Annotated in this window: 16 protein-coding genes; 6 read left to right on the top strand and 10 right to left on the bottom strand. The window is 69.5% G+C overall.

Going from position 1 to position 18,606, the window contains the following annotated elements; genetic code table 11:
• Window positions 1-118: 118 nt before the first annotated feature.
• A complete protein-coding gene (locus HUA76_RS34315) occupies window positions 119-1,285 on the bottom strand; it encodes a ribonuclease D (RefSeq protein WP_141645940.1) in 1,167 nt (388 codons plus the stop codon).
• A gap of 65 nt (window positions 1,286-1,350) precedes the next feature.
• On the opposite strand from HUA76_RS34315, the gene ttcA reads away from it, so the two are divergent.
• From ttcA to HUA76_RS34335, 4 genes are all read left to right on the top strand, one after another.
• Window positions 1,351-2,214 (top strand): tRNA 2-thiocytidine(32) synthetase TtcA, encoded by an 864-nt coding sequence (gene ttcA / locus HUA76_RS34320; protein WP_174457573.1) that lies wholly within the window; start codon window positions 1,351-1,353, stop codon window positions 2,212-2,214.
• Window positions 2,193-3,017 (top strand): TerB family tellurite resistance protein, encoded by an 825-nt coding sequence (locus HUA76_RS34325; RefSeq protein WP_141645938.1) that lies wholly within the window; start codon window positions 2,193-2,195, stop codon window positions 3,015-3,017. Before ttcA ends, HUA76_RS34325 begins: the two co-directional genes overlap by 22 nt.
• A gap of 12 nt (window positions 3,018-3,029) precedes the next feature.
• On the top strand, window positions 3,030-3,854 hold the full coding sequence (locus HUA76_RS34330; RefSeq protein ID WP_174457572.1) for a phosphate/phosphite/phosphonate ABC transporter substrate-binding protein: 825 nt from the start codon (window positions 3,030-3,032) through the stop codon (window positions 3,852-3,854).
• A 121-nt stretch (window positions 3,855-3,975) separates the two neighbouring features.
• Entirely contained in the window at window positions 3,976-4,338 is a 363-nt protein-coding gene (locus HUA76_RS34335; RefSeq protein WP_174457571.1) for a GFA family protein, read from the top strand.
• Window positions 4,339-4,451: 113 nt separating this feature from the next.
• On the opposite strand, the gene HUA76_RS34340 is transcribed toward HUA76_RS34335, so the two are convergent.
• From HUA76_RS34340 to HUA76_RS34365, 6 genes are all read right to left on the bottom strand, one after another.
• Window positions 4,452-5,819, bottom strand: coding sequence for a serine/threonine protein kinase (locus tag HUA76_RS34340; RefSeq protein WP_371745503.1), 1,368 nt, complete (start codon window positions 5,817-5,819; stop codon window positions 4,452-4,454).
• Window positions 5,820-5,925: 106 nt separating this feature from the next.
• A complete protein-coding gene (locus HUA76_RS34345) occupies window positions 5,926-8,934 on the bottom strand; it encodes a choice-of-anchor D domain-containing protein (protein WP_174463207.1) in 3,009 nt (1,002 codons plus the stop codon).
• Window positions 8,935-9,155: 221 nt separating this feature from the next.
• A complete protein-coding gene (locus HUA76_RS34350) occupies window positions 9,156-10,013 on the bottom strand; it encodes an alpha/beta fold hydrolase (protein ID WP_174463208.1) in 858 nt (285 codons plus the stop codon).
• A gap of 43 nt (window positions 10,014-10,056) precedes the next feature.
• A complete protein-coding gene (locus tag HUA76_RS34355) occupies window positions 10,057-10,236 on the bottom strand; it encodes a hypothetical protein (protein WP_141647550.1) in 180 nt (59 codons plus the stop codon).
• Between the two features lie 224 nt (window positions 10,237-10,460).
• Window positions 10,461-12,374 carry an AAA domain-containing protein gene (locus tag HUA76_RS34360; RefSeq protein ID WP_174463209.1) on the bottom strand — a complete coding sequence of 638 codons (1,914 nt, stop codon included), beginning with the start codon at window positions 12,372-12,374 and terminating at the stop codon, window positions 10,461-10,463.
• 120 nt (window positions 12,375-12,494) lie between these two features.
• Complete coding sequence (locus tag HUA76_RS34365; protein ID WP_174463210.1) at window positions 12,495-14,816, bottom strand: S8 family serine peptidase; 2,322 nt, start codon at window positions 14,814-14,816, stop codon at window positions 12,495-12,497.
• Window positions 14,817-15,119: 303 nt separating this feature from the next.
• Between HUA76_RS34365 and HUA76_RS34370 the strand changes: the two genes are divergently transcribed.
• Both HUA76_RS34370 and HUA76_RS34375 read left to right on the top strand, forming a co-directional pair.
• Window positions 15,120-15,596, top strand: a complete 477-nt coding sequence (locus HUA76_RS34370) for an ATP-binding protein (protein WP_174463211.1) — start codon at window positions 15,120-15,122, stop codon at window positions 15,594-15,596.
• Window positions 15,580-16,350: a tRNA(His) guanylyltransferase Thg1 family protein gene (locus tag HUA76_RS34375; RefSeq protein WP_174463212.1), complete on the top strand. Its 771-nt coding sequence runs from the start codon at window positions 15,580-15,582 to the stop codon at window positions 16,348-16,350. The genes HUA76_RS34370 and HUA76_RS34375 overlap by 17 nt, the downstream gene beginning before the upstream one ends.
• Here HUA76_RS34375 and HUA76_RS34380 read toward each other — a convergent pair.
• The 3 genes from HUA76_RS34380 to HUA76_RS46340 form a co-directional block, all read right to left on the bottom strand.
• The gene (locus HUA76_RS34380) at window positions 16,347-17,219 is read right to left on the bottom strand and encodes a transglutaminase-like domain-containing protein (RefSeq protein ID WP_254614665.1); all 873 of its coding nucleotides are present in this window, start codon (window positions 17,217-17,219) and stop codon (window positions 16,347-16,349) included. The genes HUA76_RS34375 and HUA76_RS34380 overlap by 4 nt on opposite strands.
• A gap of 21 nt (window positions 17,220-17,240) precedes the next feature.
• On the bottom strand, window positions 17,241-17,783 hold the full coding sequence (locus HUA76_RS34385; RefSeq protein ID WP_141647555.1) for a DUF350 domain-containing protein: 543 nt from the start codon (window positions 17,781-17,783) through the stop codon (window positions 17,241-17,243).
• Between the two features lie 62 nt (window positions 17,784-17,845).
• Window positions 17,846-18,544 carry a peptidoglycan-binding protein gene (locus tag HUA76_RS46340; RefSeq protein WP_217440590.1) on the bottom strand — a complete coding sequence of 233 codons (699 nt, stop codon included), beginning with the start codon at window positions 18,542-18,544 and terminating at the stop codon, window positions 17,846-17,848.
• Window positions 18,545-18,606 lie beyond the last annotated feature (62 nt).

The following is an 18,606-nucleotide window of genomic DNA, read 5'->3' on the forward strand; positions in this document are numbered from 1 at the left end:
AAGCTCCGTCCGCCAGACCAAGGGCGACTCGTGACGGAGGTCATTCCATCACCGCCTCCGCCGCGACGGTAGCGCTTAGACGCGGTGTCAGATGTGACGCGGTGGCGCGGTGGGGCCCTCAGCCGACGACGGGGAAGGCGGCCAGCAGCTCGATGAGGGCGGGGCCGTACAACTGCAGCCGCTTGTCACCGAAGTAGGGCACCTGGCCGAGCTCCTCCAGGTTCCGGGGCGGCTGCGCGAGCAGCGCGTCCATCAGCGGGTTGGTGAGCACCACGCTGGGCGTCACCTTGCGCTCGGTGGCCTTCTCCACGCGGAACGCCTTGAGCGCGTCCTCGCGCTTGCGGCGGTTGGTGTCCTTGGGGCCCTTGTTCTCGCGCTCCTGGGGCAGCTCTCCATTGCGCGACTTCTCCAACTGCGCGCGGACGATGGCGAGCACCTCGTCGCCATGGGCGCGCACGAAGGCGCCTCGCACGCCCGCCGCGCGCGCCAGGTCCTTGGGCGTGGAGGGCAGCCGCGTGGCGATATCCGCCAGCGCCATGTTGGAGAGCATGCGCCCCATGGGGACGTTCTCCTGCTCCGCCCACTCCAGCCGCTTGCGGTGCAGCGCATGGGCAATCGCGTTCGCCAGCGTCAGCTGCGTGGGGGACAGCCCGGAGCGCGGCAGCTTGGGCTTGAAGTCCGCGCCCACGTCGGGCCGGGCCACGGCCTCGTCACAGAGCCGGTCGCAGTCCAGCACCACTTCTTCCAGGATGCCCGCCTCGCGGCATGACTCGCGCACCTGCCGGCCCAGCTCGCACAGGTAGCGCACGTCGTTGGCGATGTAGGTGTGCATGCCCGGGGGCAGGGGGCGCAGCGAGAAGTCGGACTGCTGATGCTCCTTCGGCAGCTCCACGCCCAGCTTCTCCCGGGCCACGTCCGCCAGTCCCACCTTGGGCCAGCCCAGCAGGGTGGCGGCGCGGTGCGTGTCGAACAGGCCCCGCACCCGCACCCCGCCCTCGGCCAGGAACTGCAGGTCGCCCTGGGCGGCATGGAAGTACTTGGTGCGTTCCGGGTCGGCCAGCAGCGGGGCGAGCAGCCGGGCCTCCACGCCGGGCTGGAGCGTGTCGAAGAGGAAGACATCGTCGTCGGTGGCGACCTGGAGGAAGCACAGCCGGGCGCGGAAGGCGTGCATGGAGTCGGCCTCCAGGTCCACGGCCAGCTCGCGGGCCGCCTCCAGCTTCTGGAGGGCGCTCTGGGCCCCGGCGGAATCCACCACGTCCACGTCACCCTGCGGGTAGGTAGGCATCGAGCTGAGCAGGCTAGCGGACCGGACCGCCTGAATGACGTGTTTTTTCCCGGGCCGCCGCTAGGATGGCCACGCCGATGAATGACGTCCAGCGCCTGGAAAAGAGTCTGCTTGGCCACATGGGCCGGGCCATCGCGGACCACCGCCTCATCGAGGACGGGGACCGCATCATGGTGGGTGTGTCCGGAGGCAAGGACTCCTACACCATGCTCTACCTGCTCAGGGAGCTGCAGCGCCGCGCGCCGGTGAAGTTCGACCTGCTCGCGGTGAACCTGGACCAGGGACATCCCGGTTTTCCGGGGCACATCCTGGAGGAGTACTTCCAGCGCGAGGGCTACGCGTACAAGCTCCTCAAGGAGGACACGTACAGCATCGTCCTGGAGAAGACGCCCCCCGGCAAGACGCAGTGCTCGGTCTGCTCGCGCATGCGGCGGGGCATCCTCTACACGGCGGCGGTGGAGCTGGGCTGCACCAAGATTGCCCTGGGCCACCACCGCGACGACCTCATCCACACGCTGTTGCTCAACATGTTCTTCGCCGGCTCCATCAAGGCGATGCCGCCCTTGCTCAAGAGCGATGATGGGCGCAACGTGGTCATCCGGCCGCTGTGCTACGCGCCGGAGAAGGACATCGCGAAGTTCGCGGAGCTGAAGGCCTTCCCCATCATCCCCTGCGATTTGTGCGGCACGCAGGAGAACCTCCAGCGCAAGCGGATGCAGCGGCTGGTGGAGGACCTGGGCAAGGAGATTCCCAACGTCCGGCAGAGCCTTCTCAACGCGATGGCCAACGTGCGGCCGTCGCACCTGCTGGACCGGGCGCTCAACCCCGACCCGCTGAACGCGAGCGAGGCGGAAGTCGCGGCGGCGCCCACTCAAGACACGCAGGACACGCAAGGGGGAGCCAGTCCATGGCTCGAGAGCAGGCAGTGAGCGCGCGCAAGGAACGTAACGCCGCGCTGGTGGAGGCGATGTTGCTGGCGGCGATGGCCGACGGCCGTGTGTCTCAGCGGGAGATGCAGACGTTGCTCAGCCGCGTGCTGGAGCGGCCGGAGTTCGAGGGCACGCGTCCCGAGGAGCTCAACGCGCTGGTGGAGACCAGCGCCGCGCGGCTGTCCGAAGCGCGCAACCTGGAGGACGTGCTCGCGTCGCTCAGGCGCAGGCTTCCGGACCACAAGAACCGGATGCTGGCCTTCGGCCTGGCGGCGGCGGTGGCGCTGGCGGACCAGCGGGCGACTCGCACGGAGCTGGGGCTGCTCAAGACGTTCCAGGCCGCGCTGGGCATCTCCGAGGACGAGGTCGCCCAGATCATCGACGTCATCGAGAACGGCGGCAGCCTGGCGGAGGCCCTGGGAGAGCCGCTGGAGCGGCTGTACGCGGAGGTCATGGTGCTGGTGAGCGCGGCGGACGGGCGGCTGAAGGAGGCCGAGGCCCGGGCGCTGGTGGAGAGCTTCGCGGCGGACCCCCTCTTCGAGAACGTCAGCCCGGAGCGCGCGCAGAACTTCGTGAGCGAGTCGGTGGCGGCGCTGTCCGCCGAGGGGCTGCCCCAGCGACTCCACGTCCTGGCGCACGGCCTGACGACGCACACCCAGCGGGTGAAGGCGTTCCGGCTGGCCACGAAAATCGCCCACGCGGGGGGCGAGCCCAGTCTGCCGGAGCAGCGCATCCTGGACATGCTCCAGGCGACGTTCGGTCTTGCTGACGACGAAGTGGCGCGACTGGGCAGGGAGGGGTAATCAGGGGGCAGAATGACCCTTCAAGTCCCTTCCACCTCCAGGCACTCCTTCCGTTTCGGTCTGCCGCCGTCCCTGGGCAACGAGACGGCGCGAGAGCGCGCGGACCGGCTGGCGGCCTTTCTCCAGAGGGCGCTGGGCAAGCTGGTGGAGGTGAGCGTCGCGTCCAGCTACGAGACGCTCGCCAAGGATTTGCTCTCCGGGCGCGCGGACGCGGCCTGGGCGCCTCCGTTCGTGTGCGCGCGGATGGAGGCCATGGGGGTGCGGGTGGTGGTGCGCGGGGTGCGCCGGGGCATGTCCTCCTACCGTTCAGCGCTGGTGTGCCGGGCGGGGGCGGGGCTGACGGTGGAGCGCCTCAAGGGCACCACGGCGGCGTGGGTGGACCGGGATTCGGTGGCGGGCTACCTGCTGCCCACGGCCTACCTGAAGGCGCAGGGTTTGGAGCCCGCGCGGGCCTTCTTCGCGCAGCACTTCACGGGCTCCTACCGGGGCGCGCTGGAGTCGGTGCTGGACGGCAAGGCGGACGTGACGAGCGTCTTCTGCCCGCCGTCTTCCACGGGGCTGACGTACGGCACGGGCGTGGAGGATGTGCTGGGGGCGGGCGCGGGGCGCCGCTTCGAGCTCATCGCCTACACGGACGAGGCGCCCAATGACGGGGTGCCGGTGGCCATGGGGCTTCAGCCGCAGCTGGTGACGGCGCTGGAGTCGTCGCTCCTGGCCTTGCAGTCCTCGCCGGACGGGGTGTCGCTGTTGAAGGACATCTTCAACGCGGAGCGCTTCGAGCCCGCGCCGCGCATGGGCTACCGCGCGCTGTACCGCGTGGCGCTCGCGAGCCTGTAGCAGGCCGTTTCACGGACGGCCGCACGGCACGTGAAGGAGTCGTTTCGCGGCTCGCGTTTGGCGCGGCGCGGCGCGCGATTTCGCGTGGGTGGCTCCGGGGAGGCGGTGCAGGATGCCGCGCATGAGCGACCTCAAGAGCTACGAAGGCGGCTGTCACTGTGGGCAGGTTCGGTACGAGGTGAAGCTGGACCTCTCCCAGCCCGCGGTGACGTGTAACTGTTCCATCTGTCAGAAGACGGGCTCCATGCTGAGCTTCACCCCGATTGCGCAGTTCACGCTGCGCTCCGGGGAGGCGGCCCTCACGGACTACCAGTTCAACAAGAAGGTCATCCACCACGTCTTCTGCTCGAAGTGTGGCGTGCGCTCCTTCGCGCGCGGCGTGGGCCCGGACGGCTCGGAGATGGCGGCCATCAACGTGCGTTGCCTGGACGGAGTCGACCTGGGCGACGTGAAGACGATGCAGTTCGACGGCAAGAACCGCTGAGCGGGTGAGTGGAACCCTCGGGCACGGGCTTCCCGTGTCCCGATGGGTCGAAGCAAGTGGGTGTCTCAGACGGGTCCGGCGTTCACCCCGGGCCCGGACTCACCCGCCGCTGGCTACGAGTCTTCAGGCTCACCCTGAGGGTCTGGGCGGGTCGGCACGCGCTTGGGCGCGGAACCCGTTCGGCCGGGAGGAGGCGAGGGCGCCTTGCCGGAGCCCGTGCCGCCCCTGGCCGGAGCAACCGGAGCCGGCGAGCCGCCACTGGTGCCCTGGCTTCGCGGAACAGGCGCGGCGGTCGTCGAGGAAACCGCCCCCGCGCGTCGAGGCCCCATGGGCGAGGTCGACGACGAGGACACGCTCCCCTGAGGCTTCGACGGCAAGGCCGGCGCGGAGGGCGATGAGCTCCCCGGCTTGCGCGGAGGCACTTGCGCCGCACGCGGCGCGGCCTTCTGCGCATGGTTGCCCGTGTCACCCGCCGCCGCTGCCGCCGCCGCGGCCTGCTGCCGTGCGGCGATGCGCGGGTCGTAGTGGATGACGGTGGGCTCGGCGGCGAGCCGCTCCTCCTCCAGCTCCTCCGAATACGTGTCCTGCATGAAGGCCGCGAGGTGCGCCGGCGTCGCGTGCAGTTTGTGCTGCACGAGGAACTCATCCAACGCGAGCTGGACCTCACCGGCCGACGCGAAGCGCTCGTCGCGCTTGCGCGCCAGCGCCTTGAGCACAATCGCGTCCAGCTCCTTGGGGATGTCCGACGACAGCTCCGACGGGGGAACAATCTTCGTCCCCACCACCGCCTTGAGCGTGGCGATCTCCGTGTCGCGCTTGAACAGCCGCTGGTGCGTCAACAGCTCGTAGAACACCGTCCCCAGCCCGAAGATGTCGGAGCGATGGTCCAGCGGCTCGCCCCGCGCCTGCTCCGGGGACATGTACGCGTGCTTGCCCTTGATGGTGCCGACCACCGTCTGGGAGAACTTCCCGGACGCCTTCGCCACCCCGAAGTCGATGATCTTGACGCCGCCGTTGTAGCCGACGAGCACGTTCTGCGGAGACACGTCCCGGTGGATCAACGCCAGCTTGCGGCCCGACGGGCTGCGCGCGTTGTGCGCCGCATCCAACCCCGCCGCCGCGTCCGCGATGATGCGGCACTTAAGGGCCAGCGGAATCGACAGCTTGCGCTGCTGGGCCCTGAGTCCCAGGGGCCCCACCGCTTCGCCATGCACGTACTCCATGGCGATGAAGTACTGCCCGTCCACGTCACCCAAGTCGTAAATCTGGGCGATGTTCGGGTGGTTGAGGTGCGCGGCGATGCGCCCCTCGTCGAGGAACATCTCGATGAACTCGTCGTCCTCGGACAGGTGGGGCAACAGCCGCTTCACCACCAGCAGCTTCTGGAAGCCCACCGGCCCCTTCTGCCGCGCGAGATAGACGGCGCCCATCCCGCCGATGGCGATTTTCCGCAACAGCTCGTAGCGGCCGAATGTCTCCACGTCCGCGCCAGGATAGCCGTGCCGGGGCCACGTGCGGAAGCCCGCGCCGCGTCATTTCCCCGCGACGACAGCGCCCCGCATCCAGACGGATGCGGGGCGCCATACCTCAGGGAGCGGCGGGCGGTACCTTGCACACGCTGCGGTAGCGCACCTCCACCGTCTGTCCGGGCCTCGGCACCGCCGCGCCTCCGAAGACGATGGCGTTCGCATCCTCGTCATACGACCACTGGGCCTCCGGCACCGACTGGCCCTGCACGCGCACTGTCATCTCCGCGGCTCCCGCGGGCTCCGCCGTCAGCGGGAAGTCCGCCTGCAGGTCCCCCGCGCGCTGGATGACCGAGTCCAGCAGGGGGCGGTAGTCGCCCTCGCAGATGGACTCCGCCCGTCCGCCCGTGCCACGCGCCACCGCCACGAAGCGGTCCGCGTCACTGCCCGCCGTGGTGCAGCGGCTGTCGGTGGGCACCAGCGCGTAGAGCTGGCTGCGGTGTGACATGCCCGTGCCCTTCAACGTCTGGAGGAACTGGATGTAGCTGTCCGGCACGAAGCCCGAGTTGTCGTCCTCGTCCGCCAGCACCACCACCGCCATTCTCGCCGCTGGCCGCGTGAAGCCCCAGTTGCCGTCGTTGGGCTGCGCGGTGCGCGGGTCGTCCGTCTGCTCGGACAGGGGCGCGGAGAGCGCCTGGCGCATCGTCTCCAGGCCCTGCACCAGGTTGTGGCACAGGCCCACGTCGATGTTGGACTGGAGCCCCGCCGCCGCGTTGGGGCTGTTGCTGGAGAGCACCCGCGCGCGGTTGCCGTCCACCGGGAACAACCGGCCCGCCTCGCCGCCGTTGGCGCCACCCCCACACTGTGGCCCGCGCTGCACGAGGCCCGTGCTGGTGACACCCACGCGCACGTCCACGTTCTGCTGCCGCGCGTAGTCCAGCCAGCCGGGAATCGCCGACTTCAGGCGCTCCTGGTACGGGTCCATGGTCGTCGTGTTGGAGACCACGAAGAGCACGTCGAGCTGGCTGTCGGTGCCCTGCGTGTAGCGGTCCACCTGGATGCCCTCGTGGTTCGTCTCGCCAATCAGCGGCACCAGGAAGGGCGCGGCCTCGTTCGCGGCGCGCAGGTACATGGGCGTGTAGTGCTGACCCAGCACGTTGCGCGCGTAGTCCACCTCCAGCTCGAAGCCCTCGCCCGCCAGCAGCGTGCGCGGCTGGGTGATGGGCGTCAGCAGGGAGAACTGGGTGCTGGTGCCATTGCCGATGTCGGCGCCCGTGACGGTGACAGGCTCGCTGCACCGGTTGGCGATGTACGTCTTGCGCGGCGCCGCGGCGCAGTCGTAGCGGATGGGGCCGAAGTCCACGTAGGCGGGCGTGGCGACGAGGCAGCTCGCCTTCGACACGCCCTTGAGGGGCAATGTCACGGTGGGCGCCGCCGGGTTGTTCACCGTCAGCTTCAGTTCGCCCGTGTACTCACCCTCGGCCGAGGGCCGGAAGGCCACCATGGCGCTGAAGGCCGTGTCGTAGAGCACGACGCCACCGGTGAGCTTGCCGCCCGGCATGAAGAAGGCGCCATTCGCGTCGTTGGAGAGATGCACGTCCTTCACCGCGCACTCCGCGCGGCCCGGGTTGCGGAAGTAGAAGCCCAGCACCGCGCCTCGGCCCGGCACCACGTTGCCAAAGTCCATCACCGGCTGGGGCCGCAGCTCGTACACGCACGGTCCGCTGGTGCGCGCCCGACCCGTCAGGATGACCTCTCGCTCCGGGTTGAACACGTCGTCGGAGCGCACGCGCAGCCGCGCCTGGAAGCTGCCTTCCGACGTCGGCTCGAAGTAGACCTTCAGCTCCAGCGCGTCGTTGCCCGGCGCGATTTCCAGACCGCCGGATTCGAACGCGGGCCACGCGCCCGCCGTCCACGGATAGCGCTGCGTGCCGCGCGTGGGCACGTCCACGCTGAACTGGGTGCTGGCGCCATCCGCCGTCACGCCCACGAAGCGCAGCGAGCCGTTGGTGCCCGCGTTGGAGATGCGGATGACCCGCTCCACCTTGCCGCCCACCGGCAGCTCTCCGAAGTCCAGCGCCACCGGCGTCACCGCCAGGGTGGGACGGCCGCCTCGCGCATCCAGGATGACCTCCGACCGCCGAGGCTTGTCGGAGGCGTAGTGCACCTTGAGGTCGCCCACGTTGGGGCCGGAGAAGCGCGCGGCGAACTCCATCTTCAGCTCCACCACCTCGCCCGGCGCCACCGTGGAGCCCTCCGGCTTGGAGAGCGGCACGAAGGCGTGGTCGCTGGTGACGAGCTGGGCGATGGTCACTGGCCGCCAGGTGATGTTGCGCGCCCGCGTGAAGGACTGCGTGCGCTCATGCACCGGAATCAAGTCGAACGGCACCGGCGCCGGGTCGAACACGAAGGCCGTGGCCACCGAGTGGCCCTTGAGGTCCACCACCGACGCGGTACACGTCTCGCACGAGCGCACCTCCAGTCGCGCGTCCATGGCGCCCAGCGCACGCGGCAGGTACTGCGTGCTCACCTTGCGCGAGGACAGGGGAGGAATGGTGATGGTGTCCGGCGTGAAGGGGTCCGGCCAGTCGCCGCGCACCGCCAGCGTCAGCGGCAGGTCCACCGGGTTGGTGATGGTGACCTCCAGGTTGCGCTCGCTGTCCACCTCCAGCGTCTCGTAGTCGAGCACCGGCGGGTCGATGATGATTTGCGTGGGCGTGCCCAGGCCCGTGACGCGCACTTGCGCCTGCGCGCCCTGGTTGGCGTCGGTGGAGACGTACACCGTCTCTTCCGTCACGCCCTCGCCGAGCGGATGGAAGCGCACGCGCACCAGATGGGATTCGCCCGGCATCACCCGGCCGCCACCTTCCGCCAGCTCCACCTCGTAAGAGGGGTTGCCGACAATGGCCAGTGCCTCGATGGCGAAGAAGGGCACATAGCCGACATTGCGGATGCGCACCTCGCGCTCCCGCCACTCGCCCACCGGCACCTCCCCGAAGTCGAGCACGTCCATGTCCACCACCGCTGTCGCATGCACCGCGCGGGTCTCATCACCCTCGTGGCAGCCGACCAGTCCGGTGGCGACGAGCACCGCCAACGCGAGGACTCGCCCCCTCAACCCCATCCCCATTGTCCGCTCCTCACCCTTCTCCCCACACGCACCCGTCTGGGTCCGGTGCGTGATCCGCCGACTTCCCCCTCTCCAATTCGCATACCAACCCGTGGGACCTAGGGTGGTGTCCTGAATTCAAGGGGTTGAGATGCGCAGTCGCCGGAGAGGGCCGTGGAGGGAACGGAGTTACCCTGGAAGGTGAAAGAGTTTTCCAGGGGTTCTGACCGGTGCGGGCCTCTTCAGCGGATGAAGTCGGCCAGTGCGCGGGCGACTTCGGCGGGCTGCTCCATATGCACGTGATGTCCCCCCGGAATCATTTGAGGGGGCGCCACGAGGGTGCGCAGGGCCAGAACCCGGCGATCCAACTTCGGAGCGTCGGGCCACAGGCCCTCCTGGCCCCGGATGAGCTGCACCGGGCAGGTGAGCGCGGCCTGGAGCGCGAGCCACTGTGCTTCGTCGTACCCTTGCGCGAAGCGGCGACGGTGTCGTGAATCGAACGTGAAGGCCACCCCCCCTTCGTACGGCTCGGTGCCGTGCTCGGCCAGATGCAAGGCGGCGGCCTCCGGCAAGGAGGGGTTGTTCTCGCGCAGGCGAGCGGCCGCGGACGCCACATCCGGGTAGCGCTTGCGATTCGGGGGCCGGCGCGAGTCATTCATGAAACCTCGCAGCCGCGCCACCGCGACTTCGGGCGGGCCGCCGGTGGGACCCATGCTTTCGATGAGCGACAGGCCGAGCACCCGCTCCGGCCGCACGGCCGCGTACGTCAGCGCGACGATGCCGCCCAGCGAGTGGCCCACCAGGTGCGCCTTGCCCAGCCCCAGCCCATCCAGTGCGGCCTCCATGTCCAGGAGGTGGTCACCGGACTGGTAGTGGGCCTCGGGCGGCGCGTGCGCGCTCTGTCCCATGCCCCGGAAGTCGAGCAGCGCCAGTCGCCAATGGGCGGGCACATGCTCGATGACGCCATCGAAGCTGTGGGAGTGGTCCAGCCAGCCGTGGAGGAACAGCACGGCGGGCGCTGTGTCGGCGCCCGGGCGCCAGCGCACGTGAAGGCGCAGACCCTGGGCGTCGACGAAGCGGGATTCGAGCGAGGTGGACACGGGCGGCTCCTCCCCGTGGCTTACCCCAGCGCGTGTCCTGTCTCTAGCGCGGCGGCGAGGGAGGCCGTGGCGGCGCCCCGGTATCGGGCTTGGACATCACCAGCGCGAGCTGCCGCGCCTGATTCTCCGTCGCACAGCGATACTCCTGGACCCTCCCGTTCTCCTTCTCGATACGGAGTACCCAGACGTCGTTTTCCTTCGTGACATTCGGCCGCTGAGACATGTGGCGGTTCCTCCCCACCCTGGGGCACAAGCACGTCTCGTGCCCGACAGCGGGTTTGGAGCCAAATGCTCGATATCCGGGCACTGCACCCCGCATGGAGAGGGTCAGGTGACAAATTTGGTTCGCCCAGGCGACAAATTTTGGATCATGACCCTGACAGTCCTTGCGTAGTACCCCAGGGCTGGGTCAGGCGAGACCTGTATCACTGAGAGGGATTGGATGTTTCAGAGGGCGTCCGGCCACTCCCAGGCGGAGCGGTAGCCCTCGGTCGTTTGAGTCCCTTCGATAAAGCGTGCGTAGAAGGGATGCGCGCTGAGGGTGGCGGAGTCGCCCACGACGAAGAGGTGTCGGCGGGCGCGGGTGAGGGCGACGTTCATCCGGCGCAAGTCGTTGAGGAAGCCCACCTGTCCCTCGCTGTTGGAGCGGGTGAGGGAGACGAGGATGGCGTCCTTCTCCCGGCCCTGGAACGCGTCCACCGTGTCCACCTCGACGTCGGGGGCGAAGGACTCCAGCCGCTCGCGCAGGCGGTGGGCCTGGGCGCTGTAGGGGGTAATCACCGCGAGCTCCCGTTGGGACAGGCCGGCCGCGAGCAGCGCGCGGGCGCGAGCCTCCACCAGGTCCGCCTCGCCCGTGTTGAAGAGGCTGCGGGTGGTGGGCTCCACCTCTTCATCGAAGCCCTTGCCCGCGGTGTCGAGGAAGAGGACGGGCGGGGCGTCCAGTTGCGTGTCGGGAGGCAGGACGTCCGCGAGCGTGCGGTCCGCGACGGAGGGGTGGGCGCGCAGCTCGCCGCCGTACATCTCGCGGGAGGGGAAGTCCATGATGCGCGTGTTCATCCGGTACTGCTCGCGCAGCATGCGCTTGACGCCGTCGCCGTGGTCCGCGAGCAGCCGCTCGAAGAGGCTCACCGCGAGGCCCGCGCGGGCGGCCTCCTGGGAGAGCACGGTGGGGGGCAGCTGCTGCGGGTCTCCGGCGAGGATGACGATGGGCGCGCGCAGGAAGCCCAGGAGCGCGAGCGGCTCGGTGGCCTGGGTGGCCTCGTCGAGCAGCGCCAGGTCGAACTTCTCGCCGGAGAGTACGCTCGACTCGAGGCTCGCGAGCGTGACGCAGACGACGTCCGCGTTGGCCAGCACGGAGCGCACCGCCTTGCGCTCCAGCGTGCGGGCCTCGTCGAGCATCGCCTTGGCCTCCGTCGTGGACGAGCGCGCGTTGGAGAAGCGCTCGCGGCTGCGGCCCTGGGTGCGCTGGCGCCGCGCGTAGCCCAGCAGGGAGAACGCCTCGTCGAAGAGGTCCCTGGAGATGATGCGGTCTGGGTGCTCCTCCACGACGATGTCCAGCGTGTGTTCCTGGAGCCGGGCGGCGACGCGGGCGGGGTGGCCCACGCGAATCGCTCGCAGGCCCTGGGCGAGGCACAGGTCCAAGAGGTGGTCCACGGCGGCGTTGCTGGCGGCGGTGCACAGGAGGCGCTGGCCCCGGGCCACGGCTTGCGCGGCGACCTCCGCTAGCACGGTGGACTTGCCGGTGCCCGGCGGGCCGTGAACCAGGAAGAAGTCCTCGGCGGCGAGCGCGCGGCCCACCGCGTCCAGTTGCTCCGGGTTGAGGGGCCGGCCGGCCTCGAAGGGGCGGGGCGTGTCGCCGCGCGGGGGCTCGTTGCCCAGGAGGACCTCGCGCTTGCGGCGCTCCAGGCCCTTGTCCATCGCCTTCACGCGCTGGAGGCCGTTGCGCATCCGCTCGTAGGTGATGTCGTTGGGGACGACGTCCAGTCGCAGCAGGCCCTCGTGGACATACGGCGGAGGCGAGCGGTCGAAGGCGAGCTGGAGGCGCGTGGCGCTGGCGCGTGAGATGAGGGCCTTGGCGGGCTCGCTCACCTCGGCTCGGCGGGGGAACACGGCCACGAGATCGCCGTTGTGGAGCCGGGAGGGCAGTCGCGCGCGGTCGGCCCGGGCCAGCGTGAGCAGGACGCGGCCACCCAGGCCGACCTCCTCCTCGACGGTCTCCAGGTCCAGGACGGACAGGCCCTGCTCCTCGCGCTCATGGAGGGACAGGCCCTCGGCGAGGGTGGCCAGGCGGGCTTTCTCGGCCTCGCGCTCGCGGGCGAGCAGTGAGCCGAGCTGGTCGAAGAAGGAGACGTCACGGGCCATGGGGCCCTGTCATGCCACCCGGGCGCGACGACGGCCAGTGTCTCGGATGGCCCCGTGTCGCGCGGTGGGCGGGCCGGTGCCCCGCGAGGGAACACCGGCCCGCCCGACGTCGGGGGACGACTACGGCTGGATGAGGCCGCCGCTCACCACGAGCGCGTACAAGGCGTCGATGGCGCGCGTCGACAGGTTCGTGTCCTGGACAATCTGGTCGCCCAGCACTTCCACCGTCCAGGTGCCCTCCTCGGGCTCACGGACGAAGACGTTCTCCACGGTGTCCACCGTGTTGGACACGCCGCCGGGCGTGGAGACGTTGCCCGCGGACAGCCCGTTGTTGCCCCAGTAGATGACGCCCGACGGCGACGTCACGCGCACCGACAGGTCATTGATGCGTGCCTGCGCGGCGCCCACGGTGCCCGCCGGGTCCGTGTAGACGAGGGTGACGTTGAACTCCTTCTCACCCTGGGGCACGGCGACCGAGTAGGTGTTGATGCCCAGGGGCAGGAGGTTGTCCGTCTCGTTGATGATGCTCGTCTGCGCGGCGCGCGTGTGCAGACGCTCCAGGTCCGCGTGGCCCCAACCCTGGCGCACGCGCGTCAGGTCGCCGTTGGTGCCACCCAGCGGCCACTCGTAGCGGTTCGCCTGGTTGATCATCAGCGCCTTGGCGGTGGCCATCTTCGGGCGGCTGGCGAAGACGTCCGTTCCGCCACCGAAGCCGGCCCACACGCCCTCATGCCACATCTGGAACATGAGGCCGAAGTGGCCCGCCGTCTGCGGCGTGGCCGCGCTGGTGCCACTGAAGTTGTAGTACGACGTGTTGCTCGAGTTGTTGGCCGCGCGGACCGCGTCATAGAAGAACGAGAGGTCCGGCTTGATGCGGCCGTCGGCCGCCGGGCCGATACTGGCGCCGCCGTTCCACCGGTCATCCCCGGGGTTGGCGTTGTCGTAGTGGTAGAAGCCGCCCACGGAGACGATGTTCTTCGCCCACGCCTGGGGCCTCGAGTTGCGCGTGCCGGAGTTGCTCTGCGACTGCGTGCTCAGGATGGGGTGCTTGAACAGGTAGTCATCCACCTCGGCGGAGATGGTGGTGTACGCGGTGCCCAGCGTGCTGCCCACGCTCGACGTCTGGAACACGGCGCGGTACGGGCCCGCCGGGTCCGTCAGCTCGCGGTTGATGTCGTAGCGGGACTTGGTGCCGCCGAACTGGGTGGACTGGCTGTAGAGGAAGAAGATGCCCTGGCCGTCGGGCAACAGGCCGCGCACGGTGCCGTCCACGCCCCTGGCGAAGTTGATGCTGTAGCAGCTCGTCCCGTGCGCGCTGCCGGCGCTGGACGTGCTGTGGATGAGGGGGGGAGTGGCCCACTCCTGGTGCGTCGTTCGCAACTCGGTGTCGAAGATTTGCCCGCGCACACCCTGGCCCCTCCAACCCTCGTTCGTCTCCAGGTAGTTGGCGCCGCCCACCTCGCGCACGTTGTTCATGTCCACTTCACCAGGCCCACCCCAGCGGTCGATGTATTGCACCGCGTTGGAGCGGACCAGCCGCTCGAGCTGGGGCTGGGTGAGCGTGGCCTCCAGGCGCAGGCCTCCCGCCTCGATGAGCTCCACCGTGCCGCCCAGCTTGCGCACCGCTTCCGCGACTTCTCCCTGCCGCATCGCGCCGCGCTCACCCACCATGATGGAGTAGCGCTGCGGCTCCAGTCGCGCCGCGCGCCCCGTCAGGGCATCGCGCAGCACGCCTTCCACGCGGTACTCGGGATGGTACGGCCCCACCCAGCGCACGAAGGGCAGCTCCGTCACGCGCTTGCGGGTGTCCGCGCTCATCTCCACCAGGAACGTGTGGTCCGTGAGGAAGCGCAGCACCTTGCCGCCCTCTCGCTCCAGGGCCTCACGCAGCTCCGGCAATGGCGTCGCCTGGAGCTGCACGAGCGACAGCGTGTTCTCCGCGTCCGCGGCCAGCAGGCCCGCCACCAGCGGCACCGCCTCGCGCAGCGGGTCGAAGCGCGCATGCTCCAGGCGGACCTGGTACGTCGTGGGCTGCGCGCGGCCCACCAGCTCCGTGCCGCCCCGACTGTAGGCGAAGAAGTCCTGGCGCTGTCCGTCCGCGCCTTCCTCCTCCCAGACGTGCAACTGCAACTGCGTCTTGGGGACCGCCAGCGTCCTCAGCGCATGGATGGTGTTGTCCGTGCGGTGGAAGACGCGGCCTGTTCCCGTGACGAGCGCGTGACGTCCGCTCACCGAGGCCGCGAGGCCCGTGGCGGGCCGCGCCGCGCTCGCAGCCAGCGTGTCGACGATGCGCGCGGGAAGCGCCGCGCCGCGCTCGACTCCCGCGCGTGACGGCTGCTTCGACGCCGCGAGCACCGGCAGCGGTGCGAGGAGGCCCCAGCCCAGGGCCATGACAGAGAGCCGACGCCAGCGTCCCGCATACGACGAGAAGGGGGTTTCCATTCGGTGTCTCCTGTTCGGGTTGCGCTTCGTGCTGCTCCCGCCGCCTGCTGCTCCAGTCCGAGCGGCGGATTACGACAGCTCTTGAATTTGTGTAATTCGAGACTTAATTGTTAATCCGGATAATCGCACCGAATCAACACAATCGGGGTGGCGGGCGTGTGGGCTGTGCAAAGCCACACAGCGCGCGGAGCGTCGGGTAGACGTGCGCGCTAGAGGTGCCGTGCTCTCGGAGGTCGCCCTCACCGGAGCCCGCGTGCCGAGCGTCAGCCGAGGCTCGGGCGTCGCGTCGGGAGGGGCTCCATCATGGAACTCATCCTCTTCATCGGGTTACAGGCCTCCGGCAAGAGCCGCTTCTTCCAGCGCCGCTTCGCGGATACGCACGTGCTGGTGAGCAAGGACCTGTGGCCGCATGCGCGGCGCAAGGAGGCCCGGCAGCGCAGGCTCGTCGTCGAGGCGCTGAGCGCGGGGCGCTCCGTCGTGGTGGACAATACGCACCCCACGTTGGAGCAGCGCGCGCCGCTCATCGCCCTGGGGCACGAGCAGGGTGCGCGTGTTCTCGGCGTCTATTTCGAGTCGCGGCTCGCGGACTGCCTGGCACGGAACGCGAAGCGAGAGGGCCGTGCCAGGGTGCCGGAGGTGGCGCTGTACGCCACGGTGAAGTGCCTGCGGCGGCCAAGCATCGAGGAAGGTTTCGATTCGCTGTCCCACGTGAAGTGGGCCGCCGACGGCGGCTTCATCGTCGAGGACTGGAAGGAGGAGCGAGATGTGGGACCCGGATGAGCTGGCCCAGCGGATGCGACGAGGCGAGATGTTCCACGACTTGCGCCTCCTGCCTGGAGCGTGGGCGGTGGTGCGCGTGGATGGACGTGGTTTCTCCCGCTTCACGCAGGAGCGCTTCGAGAAGCCCTTCGACCCGCTCTTCCACCGGCTGATGGTCCGCACGGCCAGCGCGTTGCTGGAGGAGTTCCAGGGCGCGTACGCGTACACGCAGAGCGACGAAATCTCCGTCCTCTTCCGGCCGGACTGGTCGCTGTACGACCGCGAGGTGGAGAAGTTGGTGTCGCTGTCCGCGAGCCTCGCGAGCGCCACCTTCACGCACGCGCTGGACGTTCCGGCCGTGTTCGACGGGCGCGTGTGGCTGGGCGCGGATGAGCGCTCGGTGCTGGACTACTTCGCGTGGCGCCAGGCGGACGGCACGCGGTGTTCGCTGCACGGCTGGTGCTACTGGACGCTGCGCAAGGAGGGGCTGAGCGCGGCGCAGGCCACGCGAGAGCTGGACGGGCGCCCGGTGTCCTTCAAGCACGAGCTGCTCTTCCAGCGGGGCATCAACTTCAACGAGCTGGCGCTCTGGCAGCGCCGGGGCTCGGCCATCCGCTGGGAGCACTACACGAAGGAAGGCGTGGACCCTCGCGATGGCTCACGCCACCTGACGACGCGCCGCCGGCTCGGGGTGGACTCGGAGCTTCCGATGAAGGAGGCGTACGAGCGGTATCTGCGCGAGGTGCTCGCCGCGCCCCCCGTGGAGGCGCGCTAGCCGGAGGTGTTGGACTCCAGCGCCATCACCCGCCACAGCCGGGGCTTGTCGTACTTGGGCGGAATCATGCCCACCGGCCAGCCCTCGGCCGTGACTTCCGCGTACTGGTAGGTGCGCCCACCGTGACGCATGCGGGTGCCCGTGCCCGGCAGGCCCACGCCCACCGCCGCGTGGGCCAGCGGGTCCGAGTAGAGAATCACCGCGTCGATGCCCACCTGCCGCAGCAGCATCACCGCGAGCACCGCCTTGGAGTCGCAGTCGCCCTTGTTGCGCGCGGGGACCAGCGCGGGGGGGATGATGCCGAAGGGTTCGTCCAGGGGCAGCTCGTACTGGATGCGCTGCACGAAGTTGAGGATGAGCTGCGCGGCCTGCGCGGAGTCCAGGTTCCGCTCGCGCACGGACGTAACGAAGCGCTCGCCCAGCGCCTTCACCGGCCCCTCGTTGCTGCGGATCAGCTCTTCGTAGATGCACCGCATGTCGGCCGAGCAGCCGCGCGGCGGCTGATACGTGAAGCGCTCACCGCCGAGGGAGCGGTAGCGAAGCCTGCGCCCGAAGACCTTGTGCTGGTCCTCCAGCCACGCGTCCAGCGTGTCGCCCAGGCCGTACGTCAGCCGGTTCCCCGGAGGATGGATGCTCTCCGCGTTCCAGTCATACGTGCGCGCGCGCGACAGCGACGTGTCGGCGGGAATCAGCACGGTGCCCAGCTCCACCGCGCCCTCGCCCACGGGCGGGACAGGCACGTTCGAGCGCACGTTCATGTCCGCCAATTGGCCCATCATCCCCAGGCCACAGCAGCACAGGCAGCTCCCCGCGCCGAGCAGCGCGAGGAGCAGCTTGAAAGCCATCTTCATGCCGGAGCTGGTGGACATGGGCTCGACGACGCCCTCCCGCTATCCGGGAGCGACCATCGTCCCCTCGGGAAGCTGGGGGAAGGGGATGAGCCCGTTGAGGGCCGCCTGGAGCCCCGGCGCCGTCAGCAGCGCGAGGACGAGGAGGATGGCGGAGAGGATGAGCGCGGCGGCGATGTTGCCCTTGCGCACCTCCGCCAGCTCATCGATGCCGGGTGTCATCCTGTCAAACAGGAGGATGCCCAGCGCGAGCACCGCGACGCCGACTCCCAGCGACAGGCCCACGTGCAACGCGGCCACCGCGAGCAGCTTGCCCGCCATCATCGGATGGAAGGGCTGGGTGCGCACGGTGAGGTCCACCGCGTCCGACGTGGCCTGCACCGCGTGTTGCACGAGCATGCCCAGCGACACGAGGCTGGTGGCGTGGACGATGCCGGCGGCGGTGTTGCCCTGGCGCAGCTCCTCCACCGGATTGGTGCCGAGGATGCGGCTCAGGCCGCGCAGCGCGAGCCAGATGCCCAGCGCGGCGACGAGGCCGCCCAGTACGACTTTGACGAGACCGACGAGGAAGAGGGCGAGGTCCATGCGGAGCACTTCCGGCGCCATGGGAGCGCCGGTGGCCGCACTCTACACCCGTCGTCCCCGGCTCACCCGTACTTGAGGCCGGGGATGAGCGCGCCGGACGTCCAGCCTCGGCCATTGGCGTTGAAGATGCCCACACCGTACGCGGAGCCTCGCGCTTCAATGGTGCGCCCGTCGCCCAGGCTGATGGCCACGTGGCCGGGCCGGTACAGCAGCGCGCCGCGCGTGCGCAGGGCCTCGTCGACGGAGATGGTGGTGCCCTTCTGCTTGAAGTACGGCACCTGGTTCATCGTGCCGTCGGGGACGGAGACGCCCGCCTGGTGTGCGGCCCACTGCACCAGCTCCGAGCAGTCGAACTTGGACGGGTTGGGGTCGTTCAGGTTTGTCTCCGCGCCGAAGACATACCGGTCTCCCTTCTGCGCGAGCGCCTTCTGGACGAACGCCTCCGCGGTGCCCTTCGTCACTGGCTGCGGCTTGGGTGGAGGCTTCACGCCCCCCGCGTTCAGCGCGCCCCAGGTCTTCGGGCCGACGATTCCGTCCTGTTTCAGGCCCTTCGCCTTCTGGAAGGAAAGCACCGCGGCGCGCGTCTTCGGCCCGAAGTCCCCGTCGATGGGGCCCGGGTTGAAGCCCGCGGCGGCCAGCTTCTTCTGGAGCGTTGTCACCGTCGCGCCCTTGGAGCCCTGACGCACGGTGGGAGGCGTGGCTGCCGCGGCGGTGGTGGCGGTGGCGACTCGGCGCGAACCCGCACTGGACACAGTCGACATGAGGGGGACCCCGCTTATTGAGTAAAGACGGTTTCCCTGGTTATCGATGACTGCGATTGGAA

It is taken from the genome of Myxococcus sp. CA056 (assembly GCF_013336715.1).
GTDB classification, from domain to species: domain Bacteria; phylum Myxococcota; class Myxococcia; order Myxococcales; family Myxococcaceae; genus Myxococcus; species Myxococcus llanfairpwllgwyngyllgogerychwyrndrobwllllantysiliogogogochensis.

Coding starts and splice junctions, on each gene's coding strand:
- HUA76_RS34385 (WP_141647555.1), bottom strand. CDS start 17,783: ATGGACCTCGCCCTCTTCCTCGTCGGTCTCGTCAAAGTCGTACTGGGC.
- HUA76_RS34315 (WP_141645940.1), bottom strand. CDS start 1,285: ATGCCTACCTACCCGCAGGGTGACGTGGACGTGGTGGATTCCGCCGGG.
- HUA76_RS34360 (WP_174463209.1), bottom strand. CDS start 12,374: ATGGCCCGTGACGTCTCCTTCTTCGACCAGCTCGGCTCACTGCTCGCC.
- HUA76_RS34380 (WP_254614665.1), bottom strand. CDS start 17,219: ATGTCCACCAGCTCCGGCATGAAGATGGCTTTCAAGCTGCTCCTCGCG.
- HUA76_RS34345 (WP_174463207.1), bottom strand. CDS start 8,934: ATGGGGATGGGGTTGAGGGGGCGAGTCCTCGCGTTGGCGGTGCTCGTC.
- HUA76_RS34335 (WP_174457571.1), top strand. CDS start 3,976: ATGAGCGACCTCAAGAGCTACGAAGGCGGCTGTCACTGTGGGCAGGTT.
- HUA76_RS34365 (WP_174463210.1), bottom strand. CDS start 14,816: ATGGAAACCCCCTTCTCGTCGTATGCGGGACGCTGGCGTCGGCTCTCT.
- HUA76_RS34330 (WP_174457572.1), top strand. CDS start 3,030: ATGACCCTTCAAGTCCCTTCCACCTCCAGGCACTCCTTCCGTTTCGGT.
- HUA76_RS34375 (WP_174463212.1), top strand. CDS start 15,580: ATGTGGGACCCGGATGAGCTGGCCCAGCGGATGCGACGAGGCGAGATG.
- HUA76_RS46340 (WP_217440590.1), bottom strand. CDS start 18,544: ATGTCGACTGTGTCCAGTGCGGGTTCGCGCCGAGTCGCCACCGCCACC.
- HUA76_RS34370 (WP_174463211.1), top strand. CDS start 15,120: ATGGAACTCATCCTCTTCATCGGGTTACAGGCCTCCGGCAAGAGCCGC.
- HUA76_RS34355 (WP_141647550.1), bottom strand. CDS start 10,236: ATGTCTCAGCGGCCGAATGTCACGAAGGAAAACGACGTCTGGGTACTC.
- HUA76_RS34325 (WP_141645938.1), top strand. CDS start 2,193: ATGGCTCGAGAGCAGGCAGTGAGCGCGCGCAAGGAACGTAACGCCGCG.
- ttcA (WP_174457573.1), top strand. CDS start 1,351: ATGGCCACGCCGATGAATGACGTCCAGCGCCTGGAAAAGAGTCTGCTT.